This is a genomic window from Sphingobium sp. B2D3C (assembly GCF_025961835.1).
Classification (GTDB): Bacteria; Pseudomonadota; Alphaproteobacteria; order Sphingomonadales; family Sphingomonadaceae; genus Sphingobium.
Genome location: NZ_JAOQOK010000001.1, coordinates 2,852,079 through 2,867,933 on the forward strand (window position 1 = coordinate 2,852,079; position 15,855 = coordinate 2,867,933).

The window sequence follows — 15,855 nt, forward strand, 5'->3', positions numbered from 1 at the left end:
CGCCGAGGGCGGCTAGGGACTTTGGCCATGTCGACCAAGCAGACTCTCAAGATCGCCTCCTGGAATATCAACAGCGTCCGCGCCCGCCTCGAAATCGTCGAGCGCTTCCTCACCGAGTATCAGCCCGACGTTCTGTGCATGCAGGAGACGAAGGTCGTGGACGGCTCCTTTCCGGAGGGCCTGTTCCGCCGGCTCGGCTATAATCATCAGGTGCTGCACGGCCAGCCGATGCACCATGGCGTGGCCATCGTCAGCCGCATTCCGGTGCGTGAGGACGAGCGACTCGATTGGCAAGCCAATGGCGAGGCGCGCCACATCGGCGTGCGGCTGGAAAACGGGCTGCGCATCGAGAATGTCTACGTGCCCGCCGGCGGCGAAGAGCCGGACCGCACGATCAACCGCAAGTTCGGCCAGAAGCTCGATTTTCTGCAGCGTATGATCGATTGGTCCGGCAAGCTCGGCGGATCGACCCTGCTGCTCGGCGACTTCAACGTCGCGCCGCTGGAGTGCGATGTGTGGAGCCACAAGCAGCTCATCAACGTCGTCAGCCACACCCAGATCGAGCGCGACCTGCTCGGCCATCTCCAAAGCTCGCACAACTGGATCGACCTTGGCCGGCGCTTCGTGCCCGCGCCCGAGCGGCTCTACACCTGGTGGAGCTACCGCGCGCAGGATTGGGCGAAGTCTGATCGCGGCCGTCGGCTCGACCATATGTGGCTGAGCCCCGACCTCGCGGAGACGGCGGTCTCGCATCAAGTCGCCGAGGATTGCCGCAGCTGGACGCGCCCCTCGGACCACGCTCCGCTGATTACGGAATTCGCCTTCTGATGGGCGCGCGATAATGGACGGGCGCGCTGCGGCTCGCGCCATCGATGCCCTTCGGCGCGGCTGGCCTGTCCGGCTGGTCGATGCAGGCGGCGCACTGACGCTGCTGCCTGTGGAAGGCGCGACGCCGACGAGCCTCTCCTCGTTCGACCCGGCGGCAGAGGCGCCCCTGCTGCTCTCCGCCGCGCGGGCCGTCACGCTCAAGCTCGCCAACCAGCGGGAGGCGGCGGACCCACAGGCGCCGGCCCTCATCGCCCGCGAGCGCTGGATCGATTCGCCGGCCGCCGCCATGGCCATTGCCGATCCGGTGCGCGATCTCGCGACGCCGCTCAAAGGCCCGTTCCGCGCCCTGCCGGTTCCGCACCCGGTCCTGGCCGCCGCCGCCCTCACCCTTGCGCGCCTCGCCGGCATGTTGCCCGCCTTCTTCATCGGATCTGAGGACGCCGAGGCCGAGGTGCAGCTGAGCGCGGACGACATCGCCACTTATGCAGACCCGACCCGGCTCGCCATCGCCGCCCGCGCGCGGCTGCCCGTCGAAGCCAGCGTGGATGCGCAGATCATCGCCTTCCGCTCGCCGGAAGATCCGCGTGAGCACATCGCCCTCGTCATCGGCGAGCGCGACGGCAGCGCCCCGGTCGTCCGCCTGCACAGCGAGTGCCTGACCGGCGACGTGCTCGGCTCGCTCAAATGCGATTGCGGCCCGCAATTGCACGGCGCTCTGCACGAGATCGCCCATGCGCGCTGGGGCGTTCTGCTCTACCTCCGACAGGAGGGGCGCGGCATTGGCCTCATCAACAAGCTGCGTGCCTATCAGCTGCAGGATCAGGGCTTCGACACGGTAGACGCCAATGTCCGCCTGGGCTTCGCCATCGATGCACGTGATTTCGGCGTGGCGGCGCGGATGCTCGATCTTCTCGGCATCGGCGAAATCCGGCTGCTCACCAACAATCCGGAGAAGGTCGCGGGCCTGGAATCGCAGGGCATCCGCGTTGCCGAACGGCTGCCGCTGGCTTTGCCCTCCAATCCCCATAATGAGCGCTATCTCGCGACCAAGCGGGACCGCACCGGCCACCAGTTATGAGCGAGGCCCCGGCCATTCTGGTCGATGGCAAGGCAGGGCGGCTGACCATCGGCGACTGGTCCTGCGCCTGTGTCATCGGCAAGGGCGGGCTCATCGCTGCGGCGGACAAGCGCGAGGGCGACGGCGCCTCGCCCATCGGTGATTGGCCAGTGCGCGCCGCGCTGCTCCGCCCCGGTCGCATCGATGCCGCTCAGGCGCCCGCAATCCCGTGGCGCTGGGTCCGGCCGGACGATGGCTGGAGCGACGATCCCGCCGACCCGGCCTATAACCGCCCCGTCCATCTGCCGCGCCACACCAGCCACGAGCTGCTCGCACGCGCGGATCAGGCCTATGACGTCATCATCGTCCTTGGCCATAATGATGCGCCGCCAACGCCCGGCATGGGCAGCGCGATCTTCTTCCACCAATGGGTGATCGGTGAGAATGGCCAGCCCAAGGCGACGGAAGGCTGTGTCGCCATCGCCTCGGACGACATGCGCACCGTCCTTGGGCTGCTTCGCCCCGGCACGACGCTCCGTTTGCGATAGCGCATCCTGCCGCATTCAACGGCTCGTCGCGAAACCACCCCATGGTAAGCAGCGCTTAACCACAGGGGCCTCACCTGCCGGGACGACCACAAGGTGATTCATGAACGCATATCTCGAAGACGGGCGGACCGACGCAGCATGGCAAGCCATTTGCCGGTCCCAGGGCGTCATCGAATTCAGCCCGGAAGGCACCATCTTGTGGGCCAATGACGTCCTGCTCGAGGCATTGGGCTACCGCCTCGATGAGGTGGTCGGCGAGCATCATCGCATCTTCTGCGCGCCATCCTTCGTGCGCTCCACTGACTATGCGGCCTTCTGGCGGACACTGACCTCCGGCGCGTTCCACGCCGGCCGCTATGAGCGGCGCTCACGCGGCGGCGCCTCTGTCTATCTTCAGGCCACCTATAATCCCGTTGTCGATTGTCAGGGTAGACCGGTGCGCATCCTCAAGATCGCCTCCGACGTCACCCGGCAGGTCCAGCTCGAACAGGAAGTGCAGGCCCGCTATGAGGAAAGCCAGCGCCTGCAGGGTGAATTGCAGCGCGGCAATGCCCGGCTCCAGTCCACCATGGCCGAACTGGCGGCCATCGTGACCACGATCGGCGCCATCGCCAACCAGACCAACCTGCTGGCGCTCAACGCCCGCATTGAAGCCGCCCGCGCCGGCGAGGCCGGTCAGGGCTTCGCGGTCGTCGCCAATGAGGTGAAGAAGCTGGCCGGGGATACGCGCCTCGCGACCTCCCGCGCGGCGGACATGATGAAGCACAGCATCGCGCCGGACATCGCCGCCTGAGCTACTCCGCCGCATCCTCCAGCGAGGCGCTGGGTTCGGATGCTGCCAATCCCGCCTCCGGGTTCATCCGCTCGGCCTGCTGGCGCATCCACATCTGCGCATAATGGCCGCCGAGCGCGAGCAATTGCGCATGCGTGCCCTGCTCGACCACGCGGCCGTCATCCATCACGATGATGCTGTCGGCATGGACGATGGTCGAGAGCCGGTGCGCGACGATGATCGTCGTGCGCCGCGCCGCCACGTCATCGAGCACGGTCTGGATCGCTGCTTCCGTGCGGCTGTCGAGCGCACTGGTCGCCTCATCAAGGACCAGAATCGGTGGGTCCTTGACCAGCGTGCGCGCGATGGCGACGCGCTGCTTCTCACCACCGGAGAGCTTGAGGCCACGCTCACCCACCCGCGTGTCATAGCCCTTGGGCAGGGAGTCGATGAAGCGGTCGATCGCCGCCCCGCGCGCGCCGGCCTCGATATCCGCCTGCGTCGCGCCGTCGCGGCCATAAGCGATGTTGTAGCCGACGGTATCGTTGAACAGCACCATGTCCTGCGGCACGATACCGATGGCGGCGCGCAGCGAGGTCTGTTGCACGCGGGCGATATCCTGCCCGTCGATGAGGATGCGGCCGCTCTGAATATCGTAGAAGCGGAAGAGCAGCCGCGCGATGGTCGACTTGCCGGCGCCGGAATGCCCGACCACCGCGAGCGTCGTACCCGCCGCGACATGGAAGCTCACGCCCTTGAGGATCGTCCGGTCGGGATCATAGCCGAACACCACGTCCTCGAAGCGGATATCGCCCGCCGTCACCGTAAGCGGCGGCGCATCGGGCACGTCCTTTATTTCGGTCTCGGTATCGATCAGCCTGAACATCGCCTCCATGTCGATGAGGCCTTGGCGGATCGTGCGATACACCATGCCGAGCAGATCGAGCGGGCGGAAAAGCTGCATCAGCAGCGCATTCACCAGCACGACATCGCCCGGCGTGAACCGGCCCTGCGCCCAGCCCCACACCGTAAACGCCATCGCGCCGCCCATCATCACATTGGTGATGAGCGCCTGGCCGATGTTGAGCATCGCAAGGCTGTTGTTGCTCTTGGTCGCCGCGTTCATGTAGCTGCGCTGCGCAGCCCCGTAGCGCGCGGCCTCGCGGTCCTCCGCCGTGAAATATTTGACCGTCTCGAAGTTGAGCAGGCTGTCCACGGCATGGGCCGTCGCCCCGGTATCGAGATCGACCATCTCCCGCCGCAGCGCGTTGCGCCATTCGGTGATCTTCTGCGTGAAGGCCGTGTAGAGCGCGATCATCACCAGCGTGCCCGCCACCAGCCCGAAGCCGAACTTGACCTGGAAGATGATGCACACCGCGATCAGCTCGATCGCCGTCGGGGCGATGTTGAAGAGCAGGAAGTGCAGCATCGTCTCGATCGACGTGGTGCCCCGCTCGATGACCTTGGTGACGCCGCCGGTCTTGCGGTTGAGGTGGAAGCGCAACGAGAGATTGTGCAGGTGGCGCAGCGTCTGCTCCGCCATCAGCCGCTGGGCATTGCGCCCGACCCGCTCGAAGGCGACATTGCGCAGATTGTCAGAGACGACGCCGCCAAAGCGCGCGCCCGCATAAGCCAGCACCAGCCCCAATGCGACGGCCACCCCCGCCTGCATCCCCGGCCCCATCCGGTCGATAATGCCCTTATAGGCGAAGGGCATGACGAGGATGATCGCCTTGCCCAGCAACACCAGCACCAGCGCGACGATGATCCGCGCCTTGAGATTGGGTTCGCCCGCCGGCCAGAGATAGGGCAGGAAGCGCCGCAACGTCGCCCATGCGGGCGGCGTGGGCAGATCCTTATCCTGATTGTCCGGTGGCATGGATGCCAGTTAGGCGCGCGGCAACCGCTTGCCAAGGGTGGTGATCATCCCAATGCGCAAGAGCGGCCCTGCCCTCCTCACGCCCGCGCGCTGAAGACGCTCCAGCCGGTCGCTTCGGCCAGCCGTTCCAGGGCGCGCGTGCCGAGGTGGGAGTTGCCGCTTTCGTTGAGGCCGGGCGACCAGACGGCGATGCTCGCCTTGCCGGGTACGACGGCGAGAATGCCACCGCCGACGCCGGATTTGCCCGGCATCCCCACCCGAAAGGCGAAGTCGCCGCTGGCGTCATAATGGCCGCAGGTCAGCATCAGCGCGTTGATGCGGCGAGCGCGGCGGGGCGAGACCACGCGCCCGCCCGCCGGCTGGCGTCCATCCAGCATGAGGAAGCGGCCGGCCTGCGCCAGCTGCACGCAATCCATCGCAATGGCGCATTGGTGGAAATAGCAGCCCGTCACCAGTTCGACGGGATTGTGGATGTTGCCGAAGGCCCGCATGTAATTGGCCAGCGCGATGTTCCGATAGCCGGTCTCCGCCTCGCCGCGCGCCACGCTTTCATCGATGGCGATGCTCTCGTCATCGGCCAGATAGCGCACGAAGCGCAGCAGCGCGCCGATGGATTCGCGCGGTTGATGGCCGGAAAGATTGACGTCCGCCACCACCAGCGCACCCGCGTTGATGAAGGGATTGCGCGGAATGCCCTGCTCGGCCTCGAGCTGAACAATGGAGTTGAAGGCATTGCCGGAAGGCTCGCGGCCGACGCGCTTCCAGAGCTGGTCCCCCACCTTGCCGAGCGCCATGGTGAGCGCGAACACCTTGGAGATGGACTGGATCGAAAAGCTCGTGCGCGCATCCCCGCCCATGGCGATGGTCCCATCCGCGCCGACAATGGCCATGCCGAACTGGTCCGGGGACACGTTGGCAAGGCCGGGGATATAGGTCGCGACGGCGCCGCGATCCCGTTCGGCCGCCATGGCCGCGACGATCTCGTCGACGATTGTCTGCAGGTCGCCAGCCATCGGAGCGATCAATGGATGACGATATCGGCCGGCTCCTGCGGCAGCTCATCGCGTGAGGTGCTGGCGATCACCTGCGCCGCGACAAGATCGCCCACCACATTCACCGTAGTGCGACACATATCGAGGAAGCGGTCCACACCCAGCACGAGCCCGATGCCCGCCGGGGGCACGCCCACGCTGGCGAGGATGAGCGCGATTACCGGCAGCGTACCGGCCGGAACGCCCGCCGTGCCGATCCCGCCCATGATGCAGATGAGCATCACGACGAGCTGCTGGCCCAGCGTCAGATCGACGCCGAAAAACTGCGCGAGGAACAGCACCGTCACGCCCTCGAACATGGCTGAGCCATTCTGATTGGCGGTAGCGCCGATGGTGAGCACGAAGCGGGAGATGGGGCGCGGAAGCTTCAGTTTCTCCTCGGCGACCCGCAACGATGTGGGCAGGGTCGCATTGGAAGAGGCCGTGGCGAAAGCCATCACGCTCGCTTCCTGGGTCTCGCGGAAGAAGGCGATGGGATTCTTGCCTGCGATGAACTTGAGGATGAGCGGAAACACGCCGAACATCTGCATGCCGAGCGCCAGCAGCACGACAAAGACGAAGGCGGAGAGGCGCCCGATCAGTTCCCAGCCGAACAGCGCCGCCAGATTGAACATGAAGCAGAAGATGGCGATGGGCGCGAGCTTGATGACAAGGCCGATGAGCCGCATCGAGACCTCGAAAATGCCTTCGAACCCGGCCTTGATCGTCGCGGTCTTCGCCGGATCGACCAGCAGGAAGCCGACGCCGAAGAAGAGCGCGAAGAACATCACCGCCAGAATGTCGTTCGCGCTCATCGCCGCGACGAAGTTGGTCGGCACGATCGCCAGCACCGCCTCGACGCCGGTTTTGGACTCGCCGGCCTGCGCCACGATGGAGGCCGCCCCTTCCGAGGATTGCGCGATCATGCTCCGGGCCAGCGCCGGATTGATGCCGCCGCCAGGCTGGAGCAGATTGACGAGCGCCAGAGAGATGGCGACCGAGATGCTGGAAACGACGACCGTGTAGAGCAAGGTGCGCAGGCCCACGGTCTTGAGATGCCGCGCCTCGCCCATATCCGCCACGCCCACGATCAGCGCCGAGACCAGCAGCGGAATGATGAGCATGAACAGCAGGCGCAGGAAGATCTGGCCAATGGGCTGCGTGACATAAGTGGTGACGAGCGCCACCCAGGCCGCGTCTGCTGCAACGCTGTGGACGATCAGCCCCAACACCAGCCCCGCAAGGAACCCGCCGAGCATCCAGTATTGCAGGCGCGTTTCCTTGCGGTCTTCGCCCGCGCTGGCTTCGGTCATGCTCGATCCCCTTTTGGTGTTGCGCGGCAGGCTAACAGTGCGGGGAGCGCATCGCAAATACGCAAAAAGCCACTCAGCATCCCAGAAGATGCAACGCCACCTCGCGCTGATGCGGGGCACGGCGATGCTCGACCAGATATATGCCCTGCCAGGTGCCGAGCGCCAGCCGCCCGCCGATCAGCGGCACGCTGAGCGAAACGCCGGTCAGTACGGCCTTGAGATGCGCCGGCATATCGTCCGGCCCTTCATCGTCATGCAGGTAACGCTGGTCCTCGGGCGCCATCCGCGCCAGCCAGGCGAGCAGATCCTTCTGCACCGCGGGCGCGGCATTTTCCTGAATGGTGAGCGAGGCGGAGGTGTGGCGGCAGAAAACGGTCAGCAGGCCTTCGTCCATGCCCTGCGCCAAAGCCCAGCGCGAAACCTCGCGGCTGATCTCCACCATGGCCTGCCCGGGCGTCGCAATGCGCAGGACCGTGCTGGCCTGCCGCAGATCAGCCATGACCGGCGGGCGCTAAGATCACGAGCAGCCTTCGACCCACTGGACCTGCTCCCACTGGCCGATGCGCCAGCTCTGCACGGTCTTGCCGTCCGTCTCCGCGATCAGCCCCGTCGGCGCATTGTCCCGATGGAACACCAGATAATGGCCGGTCGGCCCGGTATAGGGATGCGGCTGCACCTCGGCTGAACCGAGCCGCTTGATCGCCTCGGCTTCGCTCTGGCCCACGCGCAGGCCAAATGGTCCCTCATGCTGCGCATCGGAGACATCGACCCGCACGACATGGTCGCCATCCAGCATCACCGCCGCCTCCGGCCAGCCCTTGAAATGCGCATAGGTGCAGGTCGAGCCCGGCATGGGATCATCCCGCCCGGCGACCGCGAGCCCTTCAGCGGCCAGCTCGGCGAGGGTCGCGCCGATGCGGATCGGCCCGACCTGGTTGAGCGTCTCTGCCTGCGCCGGCTCTGCAGCCGCATTCGCCGCGTCGGCGCTGTCATTGGCCGGCACAGCCACGTTGCGACCCGCCTGCGCGCCATTGTCCGGATCTTCAGGCTGGGATTGGCAGGCGGCAAGGCTTGCCAGAGCGAGGATGGCGAGGGCCGTCCTCATCCGCACTGCGCCCGGTGGAGCAGCGCCTGATCGGCCAGCACCAGCGCCATCATCGCCTCGACCACCGGCACCCCGCGAATGCCGACGCAGGGATCATGGCGACCCTTGGTGCGGATGTCCGCTGCCGTCCCCTCGCGCGTCACCGTTTCCTGCGGAATGAGGATCGAGCTGGTCGGCTTGAACGCCACGCGCACCCGGATCGGCTGACCGGTAGCGATCCCACCGGCGATGCCACCGGCATGATTGGCAAGGAAGACGGGGCGACCGTCATTGCCCGGCCGCATCGGGTCGGCATTCTCTTCGCCGCGCAGGCGGGCAGCGGCAAAGCCGTCGCCAATCTCCACGCCCTTCACCGCGTTGATGCTCATCATCGCCGCCGCCAGTTCGCTGTCCAGTTTGGCATAGAGCGGTGCGCCCCAGCCGGCAGGCACGCCCATGGCGACGCATTCGACCACGGCGCCGAGCGAGGAGCCATCCTTGCGGGCCGCATCGACAAGCGCTTCCCAGCGCGCCGCCGCAGCCGGATCGGGGCAGAAGAAGGGATTATTGCCGATCTCACTGGCATCGAATGCCGCAGGATCGATGGCGTCCCCGCCGATCTCGCTGACATAGCCGAGGATCTGGACCTGCGGCACAACCAGCCGCGCCACGGCACCCGCCGCAACCCGGCTCGCCGTTTCGCGCGCGGATGAGCGCCCGCCGCCGCGATAATCGCGCAGGCCATATTTGGCATCATAGGCATAATCGGCATGGCCAGGCCGATAGGCCTGCGCAACCTCGGAATAGTCCTTCGAGCGCTGGTCGACATTCTCGATCATCAGGCTGATCGGCGTTCCGGTCGTCTTCCCCTCGAACACGCCGGAGAGGATGCGCACCTGATCCGGCTCCTGCCGCTGGGTGGTGAAGCGCGACGTGCCCGGGCGGCGCTTGTCCAGCCAGGGCTGCACGTCCGCCTCGCTCAGCGCCAGTCCCGGCGGGCAGCCATCCACCACGGCGCCAATGGCCGGACCATGGCTCTCGCCCCAGGTGGTGAAGCGGAAGACCCGCCCGAAACTATTGAAGCTCATGCCATTCTTTCCAGCTCAGCCGCCAGGGCAGCGCAGACGGCTGCGCTGCCGCTCATCCCTTGTCGAGCGCGATATCCGGCGCGTCCTCGGCCTTCATGCCGATCACGTTATAGCCTGCATCGACATGATGGATCTCGCCGGTCACGCCGGAGGCAAGATCAGACAGCAGATACAGCCCGGCCCCGCCGACATCCTCGATGGTGACGTTGCGGCGCAGCGGCGAGTTCAGCTCGTTCCACTTGAGGATGTAGCGGAAGTCGCCGATGCCCGATGCCGCGAGCGTCTTGATCGGCCCGGCCGAAATCGCGTTCACGCGGATGTTCTGCGGCCCCAGGTCCATGGCGAGATATTTGACGCTGGTCTCCAGCGCGGCCTTGGCGACGCCCATCACATTATAGTGGGGGATCACCTTCTCGGCGCCGTAATAGGTCAGCGTGACGATCGACCCGCCTTCGCTCATCATCGGCACCGCGCGCTTCGTCACGGCGACGAGGCTGTAGGCCGAGACGTTCATGGTCAGCAGGAAGTTTTCGAGACTGGTGTCGACATAACCGCCGCGCAGTTCGTTCTTGTCCGAGAAGCCGATGGCGTGGACCACGAAGTCGATGGTCGGCCAGCGCGCGGCCAGTCCCTCGAAGCAGGCATCGACAGACGCCATGTCCGACACGTCGCAGGGCAACAGAAAATCGGAGCCGACTTCCGCCGCCAGCGGGCGCACGCGCTTTTCCAGCGCCTCGCCCAGATAGGAGAAGGCCATGTGTGCGCCCTGCGCGTGAAGTGCCTTGGCAATACCCCAGGCCAGCGACTTGTCGTTGGCCAACCCCATGATGAGGCCGCGTTTGCCGGCCATAAGGCCTGTCATGATGTTGGATCCTCCGTCTCTTCCGCCGGTTCTTCCCCGTCCGGGAAATCAGCCAGCGCGGCGTTGAGTTCGGCGCCAATTACCACGCCAAGCCCAATGATGAAGAAAAAAATGAGCGTGATCATCGCGCCCGCCAGACCGCCATAGGTCAGGCTGTAGCTGGTGATGTTCGAGAAGAAGAGCGGCAGCAGCAACGAGGTGACATACCACCAGCCTGCCGTAAACGCCGCACCGGGCCATTTCGGGAAGCGCTTGGCGCGATAACGGCTCGGGGTCAGCGCCGCGAAGATGAAGTAAAGGGCGAGATAAAGGATGATCGCCGGCACGAAGCGGGTGGCGGTGAGAATGGCGAAAGCCTGGTCGCTGCCGGGCAGCAATTGCTCGACGATCGTCTCCGCCGCCACCAGCAGAACCTGCAGGGAAAGCGCCAGCAGCGCGCCGAAGACGCTGAGTACGATAATCCCCATCGCCCGCAGCCGGTAGTGCCAGAAGGGCGATGTCGAGCGCGTGCCATAGGCCCGGCGGAGAATGTCGCGGATCGTCTCGATCAGGCTGCCGACGGTCCACAGGCCGATGATCGCGCCAAGCCAGAGCAAGGGCCCGGTGCGCGCCTCCAGCACATCCACGATCGCCGGCCGCAGCACCTGCGCGACACTCGGCGGCACCGTCAGCAGAAAGCCGTTCACCGTTTCGAGGCCGGCGCGGGTGCGCCCGAGGATCTGCGCGATTGCCGCAGCAAGGATGAAGAAGGGAAAAACCGCGACCAGCGTGAGATAAGCGAGATTGCCGGCATGAATGAAGCCGTCATTATAAACACCGACCGCGACGCGCTTGACCACGGCCAAAGCGCGGCTCGCCCAGCGGCTCCGCTCGATTTCCGCGCGCAGGCGCTCGCCCCGATCACGCAACCGGCGACGGCGCGCTTCAGGCGATTGCGGAGAGGGATTGGTCAGCACGCCCGATCTCTAGAACAAAGCGGCAGGCGAGGGAATCGCGCACATGCGCCCCTCGTCGCCGGCCATAGCGCAGGGCTTGCCCGCGCCGGGATCACACGCCCAGATGCGTCCGCAACGGCCGCGTGTCGCTCCAGCTCTCCACGAAAGCCTTGAGCGCGGCATCATGGCCCGGCACGTCGATCATCAGCGTGACGAGCTGGTCACCGCGACCACCGCTTTTGCGATGGAAACCCTTGCCCTTCAGCCGCAGCGTCTGCCCTGAATGGGCGCCCGCCGGAACGGCGAGCATCACCGGCCCATCGACCGTGGGTACCTTGACGCGCGCGCCGGCCACGGCCTCGTTGAGGCTGATCGGCAGGTCCAGCCGCACATTGTCGCCATCGCGCTTGTAGAAAGCGTGATCGCCGATCTCGATGGTGACGATGGCATCGCCCGCGCCCGCCGGTCCCGGCTGGCCCTTGCCGCTCAGCTTCATCTGGGTGCCGTTCTCGACACCGGCAGGGAGCTTGAGATCGATGGTCTTGCCGTCCGCCAGCGTGATGCGCTGCGGCGCCAGCGTCGCGGCATCGGTGAACGGAACGGACAGGCGATAGGCCATGTTGGCGCCCCGCTGCGGCGGTGGCGCACCGCGCCCGCCAAAGCCGAAGCCGCCGCCCGGTCGCCCGCGTCCACCGCTGAACAGCCCCTCAAAAATATCCGAGAAGTCCGCGCCGCCGGCCCCGAACTCGAAGCCTTCCGGCCCGCCGCCTTGCGACCGACCCCCGCCCTGTCCGCCAAAGCCGAAGGGATGCGTGGGGTTGCCGTCGGCATCGATCTCGCCCCGGTCGAACCGGGCACGCTTGTCCTTGTCGGACAGCAGATCATAGGCGCGCGTCACCTCGGAGAATTTCTCCGCGGCCTTGGGATTGTCCTTGTTCCGGTCCGGATGCAGCTCCTTGGCGAGCTTGCGATAGGCGGACTTGATCGCCGCCTCGTCCGCACTGCGGGGGACGCCCAGCAGCGAATAGGGATCAGCCATGTCGTTCTACCCACCCGTTCACGAAGATATCATGCCTCATGGCATTCATCTGGCGATTGCGGCGCGGCGCCGCAAGTGGGGATGCGCGTGCGGCTAGCGCGCGGCGACGCGTGCCGGCCCGTTCGGAAAGCGCTCGAACATCGCCTCGGCGAGGCGCGTGGCGATCGCCTGGTCGCTCCAGCGCGAATCGCCCTCGCGCGTCGCGATCTCGGCCCGGCCTTCCCACAGGGGCGCGCCGGTAGCCTTGTCGAGGATGCGCGCTTCCATGCGGGTCGACACCAGCGCCTTGCGCGGTTTGGAGAGATCGACAGCGAGCGCCATGCCCATTGTCGATCCATAGGTACCGGTTCCGACCATCATTTCGCCGCTCACCGGCTTGCGCTTGGTCTCCTCGGGCACCAGCACCTCGCGGCGGATGCGCAGTTCGGTCACCTGCCCGCTCTCGCCTTCGCTGTGCGCCAGCGTATCATAGCCAGCCTTCACCAACTGATCGATCACCGCCGCTTCAAACGGCGCGGTGCCCGCGACGTCATCGACCGCGCCGGTCAGCGTCGAAACCTGGACTGGCCCGCTGCCGAGCCGCGCGGCCCCGCCCTCGGCGGTGAACTGTGCGGCATCGACCTGCCCTTCGCGCGAGTCACGGCCACTGCTCACCAAAGGTGCACGCGGCGAATCGATGCGAGAGCCGCCCCAGCGATCCGGACCGCGACCCCATTGGGCGACGCCCGGCGCGGCCATCGCGAGGAGGGAGAGGGCAGCGATGAAGCGGACAGGGACGGAGGCGTTCATGGTGGTCCTCTTGCGCAGAGCTTGTTTCCGCGCCAGCCCACCCAACTGGTCCAGCATCGGCCCGCATAGTCTATCGACCCGCGCCTTGCCCCCATATGAATGGGCATCGCGCCTCCGGGGCACGAAGCGACAGGAGAGTTTCCACGCGCGGCCGCACAGGCTAGGTGAAGCGCATGATGACACAGACCGCGACCTCATCCGAGCCGACCACGCTGACGGACGATCCCTTCGCCCTCTTCGCCCAATGGATGGCCGACGCCCGCGCCAGTGAGCCCAATGATCCCGAGGCCATGGCGCTCTCGACCGTCGATGCGCAGGGCCGACCCTCCACCCGCATGGTCTTGCTCAAGGGCTATGGACCGGAAGGCTTCACCTTCTACACCAATTTCGAGAGCCGTAAGGCCGGGGAACTGCTCGCCCATCCCGAGGCGGCCCTGCTGTTCCACTGGAAGTCGCTGCGGCGCCAGATCCGTATCGAGGGACCGGTTGGTCCGGTGGATGCCGCAACGGCGGACGCCTATTTCGCCTCGCGCCCGCGCGTGTCGCAAATCGGCGCCTGGGCATCCGATCAATCCCGGCCGCTGGATGCGCGCGAGACCTTCGAGGATCGCATCAGGGAGATCGAGGCGCGCTTCGCCGGCGTCGACGTGCCCCGCCCGCCGCACTGGTCGGGCTTCCGCCTTGCCCCGCGCGCAATCGAGTTCTGGCTGGACCGGGCCTTCCGCCTCCACGAGCGTCGCCGCTATGAGGCCGACAACGTGGGTCGCTGGGCCGCGCAGATGCTCTATCCATGAGGCATGGCCGGTGAGTGCGGCGACGCCTCCGGCGCGCGAGGATCATCTCGCCACGACCGGCGCGATCAATCGCAAGGCCGCGCTCGCCAGCGTCGCCGTGGCGCTCATTCTCGCGGCGGCCAAGAGCTGGGCCGTGCTGCGCACCGAGTCCATCGCCATGCTTGGCTCATTGGCGGACACCGGGCTGGATCTGGTTGCCAGCCTCGTCACGCTCTTCGCCGTCCGCCTCGCCGCGCGCCCGGCGGATTACGACCACCGGTTCGGCCACGGGAAGGCGGAGGCTCTGGCCGCATTGTTTCAGGTCTCGCTGATCAGCGTTGCCGCCGTGCTCATCATCCTGCGCTCGGTCGAGCGGTTCGGCAGCGCCGGCACACCCACGGCGATCGAATATGGCATCGGCGTCTCCATCCTCGCCATCGTGCTGACCATCCTGCTCGTCAGCTATCAGGCACGCGCGATCCGGGCGACGGGATCGGTCGCGATCAGCGCGGACAGCCTGCATTATCGCAGCGACCTGCTGCTCAATGGCTCGGTCATCCTCGCGCTGGTTCTGGAAACGGCGCTGCACCTGCGCGGCGCGGACGCGCTCTTCGGCCTCGGCATCGGCCTGTGGCTGGCGCTCAATGCGGGCCGGACGGCGATGCACGCCATTGGCGAGCTGATGGACAAGGAATGGCCGCTGGAAAAGCGCCAGCGCTTCCTCGACATTGCCGAGCGGCACCCCGCCCTGCACGGCATCCACGATCTGCGGACCCGCAGCAGCGGATCGCATGACATCGCCCAGTTCCACATCTGGCTCGACCCGCACATGTCGCTAAAACAGGCGCATGACGTGATGGAGGACATCACCCGCGACCTGACCGCCGACTTCCCCGGCCTGGAGCTGATCATCCACCCCGACCCCGCCGACCAGCCGGAAAGCGACCTGCTCACCCAGCAGGATGCCCGCACGGTGCTCGTCAACGAAGCCGCCGCGAGCGACAAGACGCCCGGGCCGGAGACGCCCGCCCCATGACGGCAGCGCCGATGATCCTCCCTTTCGTCCAGGTCGATGCCTTTGCGCATGCGCCGTTCACCGGCAACCCCGCCGCTGTCATGCCGCTGGATCACTGGCTGGCGGACGATGTGCTGCAGGCGATCGCGCAGGAGAATAACCTCGCGGAGACTGCCTTCGCCGTGCCGCTCCCGCCCGGCGCCGGGGCGGACTATGACTTGCGCTGGTTCACGCCGACCGTGGAAGTCGCGCTGTGCGGCCACGCCACGCTGGCGAGCGGTCATGCCCTGATGGGCGCCGCGCGACAGAGCCTGCGCTTCCGCACACAGCAGGCCGGGGATCTGGTGGTCGAACGCGTGGCGGGCGGTGAAGGCGATACCTACCGGCTCGATCTGCCGGGCATGGCCATGACGCCGGCGGACCTTTCAGAAATCGCTGCCCTGCTCGGTAGCCCCGCGCCGCAGGAGACGCACGCCCGCGACGGCGGCTATCGCCTGCTCGTCTATGCGGACGACGCGCAAGTGCGCGCGCTGCGCCCCGATTTCGCGGCGCTCGGCAAGCTCGGCAATTTGCTCATCATCGCCACCGCGCCGGGCGCCGAGACCGATATCGTCAGCCGCGCCTTCGTGCCGGGCGCAGGGATCGACGAAGACCCGGTGACCGGCTCGGCCCATTGCCTGCTCACGCCCTATTGGAGCGACCGGCTCGGCCGCGACCGCTTCACCGCCTATCAGGCCAGCGCGCGCGGCGGCTATGTCGACTGCGAACGCACCGGCGACCGCGTCATTCTCACCGGTCGATGCCGCACCGTGATCGAGGGGCAGTTTTTGCTCTGAGTGCAA

At 66.6% G+C, this 15,855-nt stretch carries 17 protein-coding genes; 7 read left to right on the top strand and 10 right to left on the bottom strand.

The features are described from left to right. Positions 1 to 27: 27 nt before the first annotated feature. The 4 genes from M2339_RS13100 (at position 28) to M2339_RS16205 (ending at position 3,226) form a co-directional block, all read left to right on the top strand. Positions 28 to 828 (top strand): exodeoxyribonuclease III, encoded by an 801-nt coding sequence (locus M2339_RS13100; protein WP_181560868.1) that lies wholly within the window; start codon positions 28 to 30, stop codon positions 826 to 828. Positions 829 to 841: 13 nt separating this feature from the next. Beyond that, positions 842 to 1,906 carry a GTP cyclohydrolase II gene (gene ribA / locus M2339_RS13105; protein WP_264588281.1) on the top strand — a complete coding sequence of 355 codons (1,065 nt, stop codon included), beginning with the start codon at positions 842 to 844 and terminating at the stop codon, positions 1,904 to 1,906. Beyond that, entirely contained in the window at positions 1,903 to 2,433 is a 531-nt protein-coding gene (locus M2339_RS13110; RefSeq protein WP_264588280.1) for a L,D-transpeptidase family protein, read from the top strand. The genes ribA and M2339_RS13110 overlap by 4 nt, the downstream gene beginning before the upstream one ends. Positions 2,434 to 2,533: 100 nt before the next feature. Beyond that, positions 2,534 to 3,226 carry a methyl-accepting chemotaxis protein gene (locus M2339_RS16205; RefSeq protein WP_319801027.1) on the top strand — a complete coding sequence of 231 codons (693 nt, stop codon included), beginning with the start codon at positions 2,534 to 2,536 and terminating at the stop codon, positions 3,224 to 3,226. A gap of 1 nt (position 3,227) precedes the next feature. Here M2339_RS16205 and M2339_RS13125 read toward each other — a convergent pair whose 3' ends face one another. The 10 genes from M2339_RS13125 to M2339_RS13170 all read right to left on the bottom strand — a co-directional run bounded on the left by M2339_RS13125 (position 3,228) and on the right by M2339_RS13170 (position 13,225). Beyond that, positions 3,228 to 5,084 carry an ABCB family ABC transporter ATP-binding protein/permease gene (locus M2339_RS13125; RefSeq protein ID WP_264588279.1) on the bottom strand — a complete coding sequence of 619 codons (1,857 nt, stop codon included), beginning with the start codon at positions 5,082 to 5,084 and terminating at the stop codon, positions 3,228 to 3,230. Positions 5,085 to 5,161: 77 nt separating this feature from the next. Further along, positions 5,162 to 6,097: a glutaminase gene (locus tag M2339_RS13130; protein ID WP_413714844.1), complete on the bottom strand. Its 936-nt coding sequence runs from the start codon at positions 6,095 to 6,097 to the stop codon at positions 5,162 to 5,164. An 8-nt stretch (positions 6,098 to 6,105) separates the two neighbouring features. Continuing rightward, positions 6,106 to 7,428: a dicarboxylate/amino acid:cation symporter gene (locus M2339_RS13135; protein WP_264588277.1), complete on the bottom strand. Its 1,323-nt coding sequence runs from the start codon at positions 7,426 to 7,428 to the stop codon at positions 6,106 to 6,108. A 73-nt stretch (positions 7,429 to 7,501) separates the two neighbouring features. Beyond that, positions 7,502 to 7,918 carry a secondary thiamine-phosphate synthase enzyme YjbQ gene (locus M2339_RS13140; protein ID WP_264588425.1) on the bottom strand — a complete coding sequence of 139 codons (417 nt, stop codon included), beginning with the start codon at positions 7,916 to 7,918 and terminating at the stop codon, positions 7,502 to 7,504. Between the two features lie 27 nt (positions 7,919 to 7,945). Further along, positions 7,946 to 8,533, bottom strand: a complete 588-nt coding sequence (locus M2339_RS13145) for a hypothetical protein (protein WP_264588276.1) — start codon at positions 8,531 to 8,533, stop codon at positions 7,946 to 7,948. Next, positions 8,530 to 9,600, bottom strand: coding sequence for a chorismate synthase (aroC, locus tag M2339_RS13150; RefSeq protein WP_264588275.1), 1,071 nt, complete (start codon positions 9,598 to 9,600; stop codon positions 8,530 to 8,532). Before aroC ends, M2339_RS13145 begins: the two co-directional genes overlap by 4 nt. A 52-nt stretch (positions 9,601 to 9,652) precedes the next feature. Continuing rightward, positions 9,653 to 10,462: an enoyl-ACP reductase FabI gene (gene fabI / locus M2339_RS13155; protein WP_264588274.1), complete on the bottom strand. Its 810-nt coding sequence runs from the start codon at positions 10,460 to 10,462 to the stop codon at positions 9,653 to 9,655. Further along, positions 10,459 to 11,415, bottom strand: coding sequence for a YihY/virulence factor BrkB family protein (locus tag M2339_RS13160; RefSeq protein WP_264572320.1), 957 nt, complete (start codon positions 11,413 to 11,415; stop codon positions 10,459 to 10,461). Before M2339_RS13160 ends, fabI begins: the two co-directional genes overlap by 4 nt. Positions 11,416 to 11,509: 94 nt before the next feature. Further along, the gene (locus M2339_RS13165) at positions 11,510 to 12,436 is read right to left on the bottom strand and encodes a DnaJ C-terminal domain-containing protein (protein WP_264588273.1); all 927 of its coding nucleotides are present in this window, start codon (positions 12,434 to 12,436) and stop codon (positions 11,510 to 11,512) included. Between the two features lie 93 nt (positions 12,437 to 12,529). Beyond that, positions 12,530 to 13,225, bottom strand: a complete 696-nt coding sequence (locus M2339_RS13170) for a DUF4136 domain-containing protein (RefSeq protein ID WP_264588272.1) — start codon at positions 13,223 to 13,225, stop codon at positions 12,530 to 12,532. A gap of 176 nt (positions 13,226 to 13,401) precedes the next feature. Between M2339_RS13170 and pdxH the strand changes: the two genes are divergently transcribed. The 3 genes from pdxH to M2339_RS13185 are packed head-to-tail and all read left to right on the top strand — an operon-like array spanning position 13,402 to position 15,849. Then, positions 13,402 to 14,019 (top strand): pyridoxamine 5'-phosphate oxidase, encoded by a 618-nt coding sequence (pdxH, locus tag M2339_RS13175; RefSeq protein WP_264588424.1) that lies wholly within the window; start codon positions 13,402 to 13,404, stop codon positions 14,017 to 14,019. 10 nt (positions 14,020 to 14,029) lie between these two features. Beyond that, positions 14,030 to 15,034 carry a cation diffusion facilitator family transporter gene (locus M2339_RS13180; protein WP_264576875.1) on the top strand — a complete coding sequence of 335 codons (1,005 nt, stop codon included), beginning with the start codon at positions 14,030 to 14,032 and terminating at the stop codon, positions 15,032 to 15,034. Continuing rightward, the gene (locus M2339_RS13185) at positions 15,031 to 15,849 is read left to right on the top strand and encodes a PhzF family phenazine biosynthesis protein (protein WP_264588271.1); all 819 of its coding nucleotides are present in this window, start codon (positions 15,031 to 15,033) and stop codon (positions 15,847 to 15,849) included. The genes M2339_RS13180 and M2339_RS13185 overlap by 4 nt, the downstream gene beginning before the upstream one ends. The last annotated feature ends 6 nt before the right edge of the window (positions 15,850 to 15,855 follow it).

Bases quoted from the DNA above. Each gene is read 5' to 3' on its own strand.
- M2339_RS13100 (WP_181560868.1), top strand. From the start codon at position 28: ATGTCGACCAAGCAGACTCTCAAGATCGCCTCCTGGAATATCAACAGC.
- ribA (WP_264588281.1), top strand. From the start codon at position 842: ATGGACGGGCGCGCTGCGGCTCGCGCCATCGATGCCCTTCGGCGCGGC.
- M2339_RS13110 (WP_264588280.1), top strand. From the start codon at position 1,903: ATGAGCGAGGCCCCGGCCATTCTGGTCGATGGCAAGGCAGGGCGGCTG.
- M2339_RS16205 (WP_319801027.1), top strand. From the start codon at position 2,534: ATGAACGCATATCTCGAAGACGGGCGGACCGACGCAGCATGGCAAGCC.
- M2339_RS13125 (WP_264588279.1), bottom strand. From the start codon at position 5,084: ATGCCACCGGACAATCAGGATAAGGATCTGCCCACGCCGCCCGCATGG.
- M2339_RS13130 (WP_413714844.1), bottom strand. From the start codon at position 6,097: ATGGCTGGCGACCTGCAGACAATCGTCGACGAGATCGTCGCGGCCATG.
- M2339_RS13135 (WP_264588277.1), bottom strand. From the start codon at position 7,428: ATGACCGAAGCCAGCGCGGGCGAAGACCGCAAGGAAACGCGCCTGCAA.
- M2339_RS13145 (WP_264588276.1), bottom strand. From the start codon at position 8,533: ATGAGGACGGCCCTCGCCATCCTCGCTCTGGCAAGCCTTGCCGCCTGC.
- aroC (WP_264588275.1), bottom strand. From the start codon at position 9,600: ATGAGCTTCAATAGTTTCGGGCGGGTCTTCCGCTTCACCACCTGGGGC.
- fabI (WP_264588274.1), bottom strand. From the start codon at position 10,462: ATGACAGGCCTTATGGCCGGCAAACGCGGCCTCATCATGGGGTTGGCC.
- M2339_RS13165 (WP_264588273.1), bottom strand. From the start codon at position 12,436: ATGGCTGATCCCTATTCGCTGCTGGGCGTCCCCCGCAGTGCGGACGAG.
- M2339_RS13170 (WP_264588272.1), bottom strand. From the start codon at position 13,225: ATGAACGCCTCCGTCCCTGTCCGCTTCATCGCTGCCCTCTCCCTCCTC.
- pdxH (WP_264588424.1), top strand. From the start codon at position 13,402: ATGACACAGACCGCGACCTCATCCGAGCCGACCACGCTGACGGACGAT.
- M2339_RS13185 (WP_264588271.1), top strand. From the start codon at position 15,031: ATGACGGCAGCGCCGATGATCCTCCCTTTCGTCCAGGTCGATGCCTTT.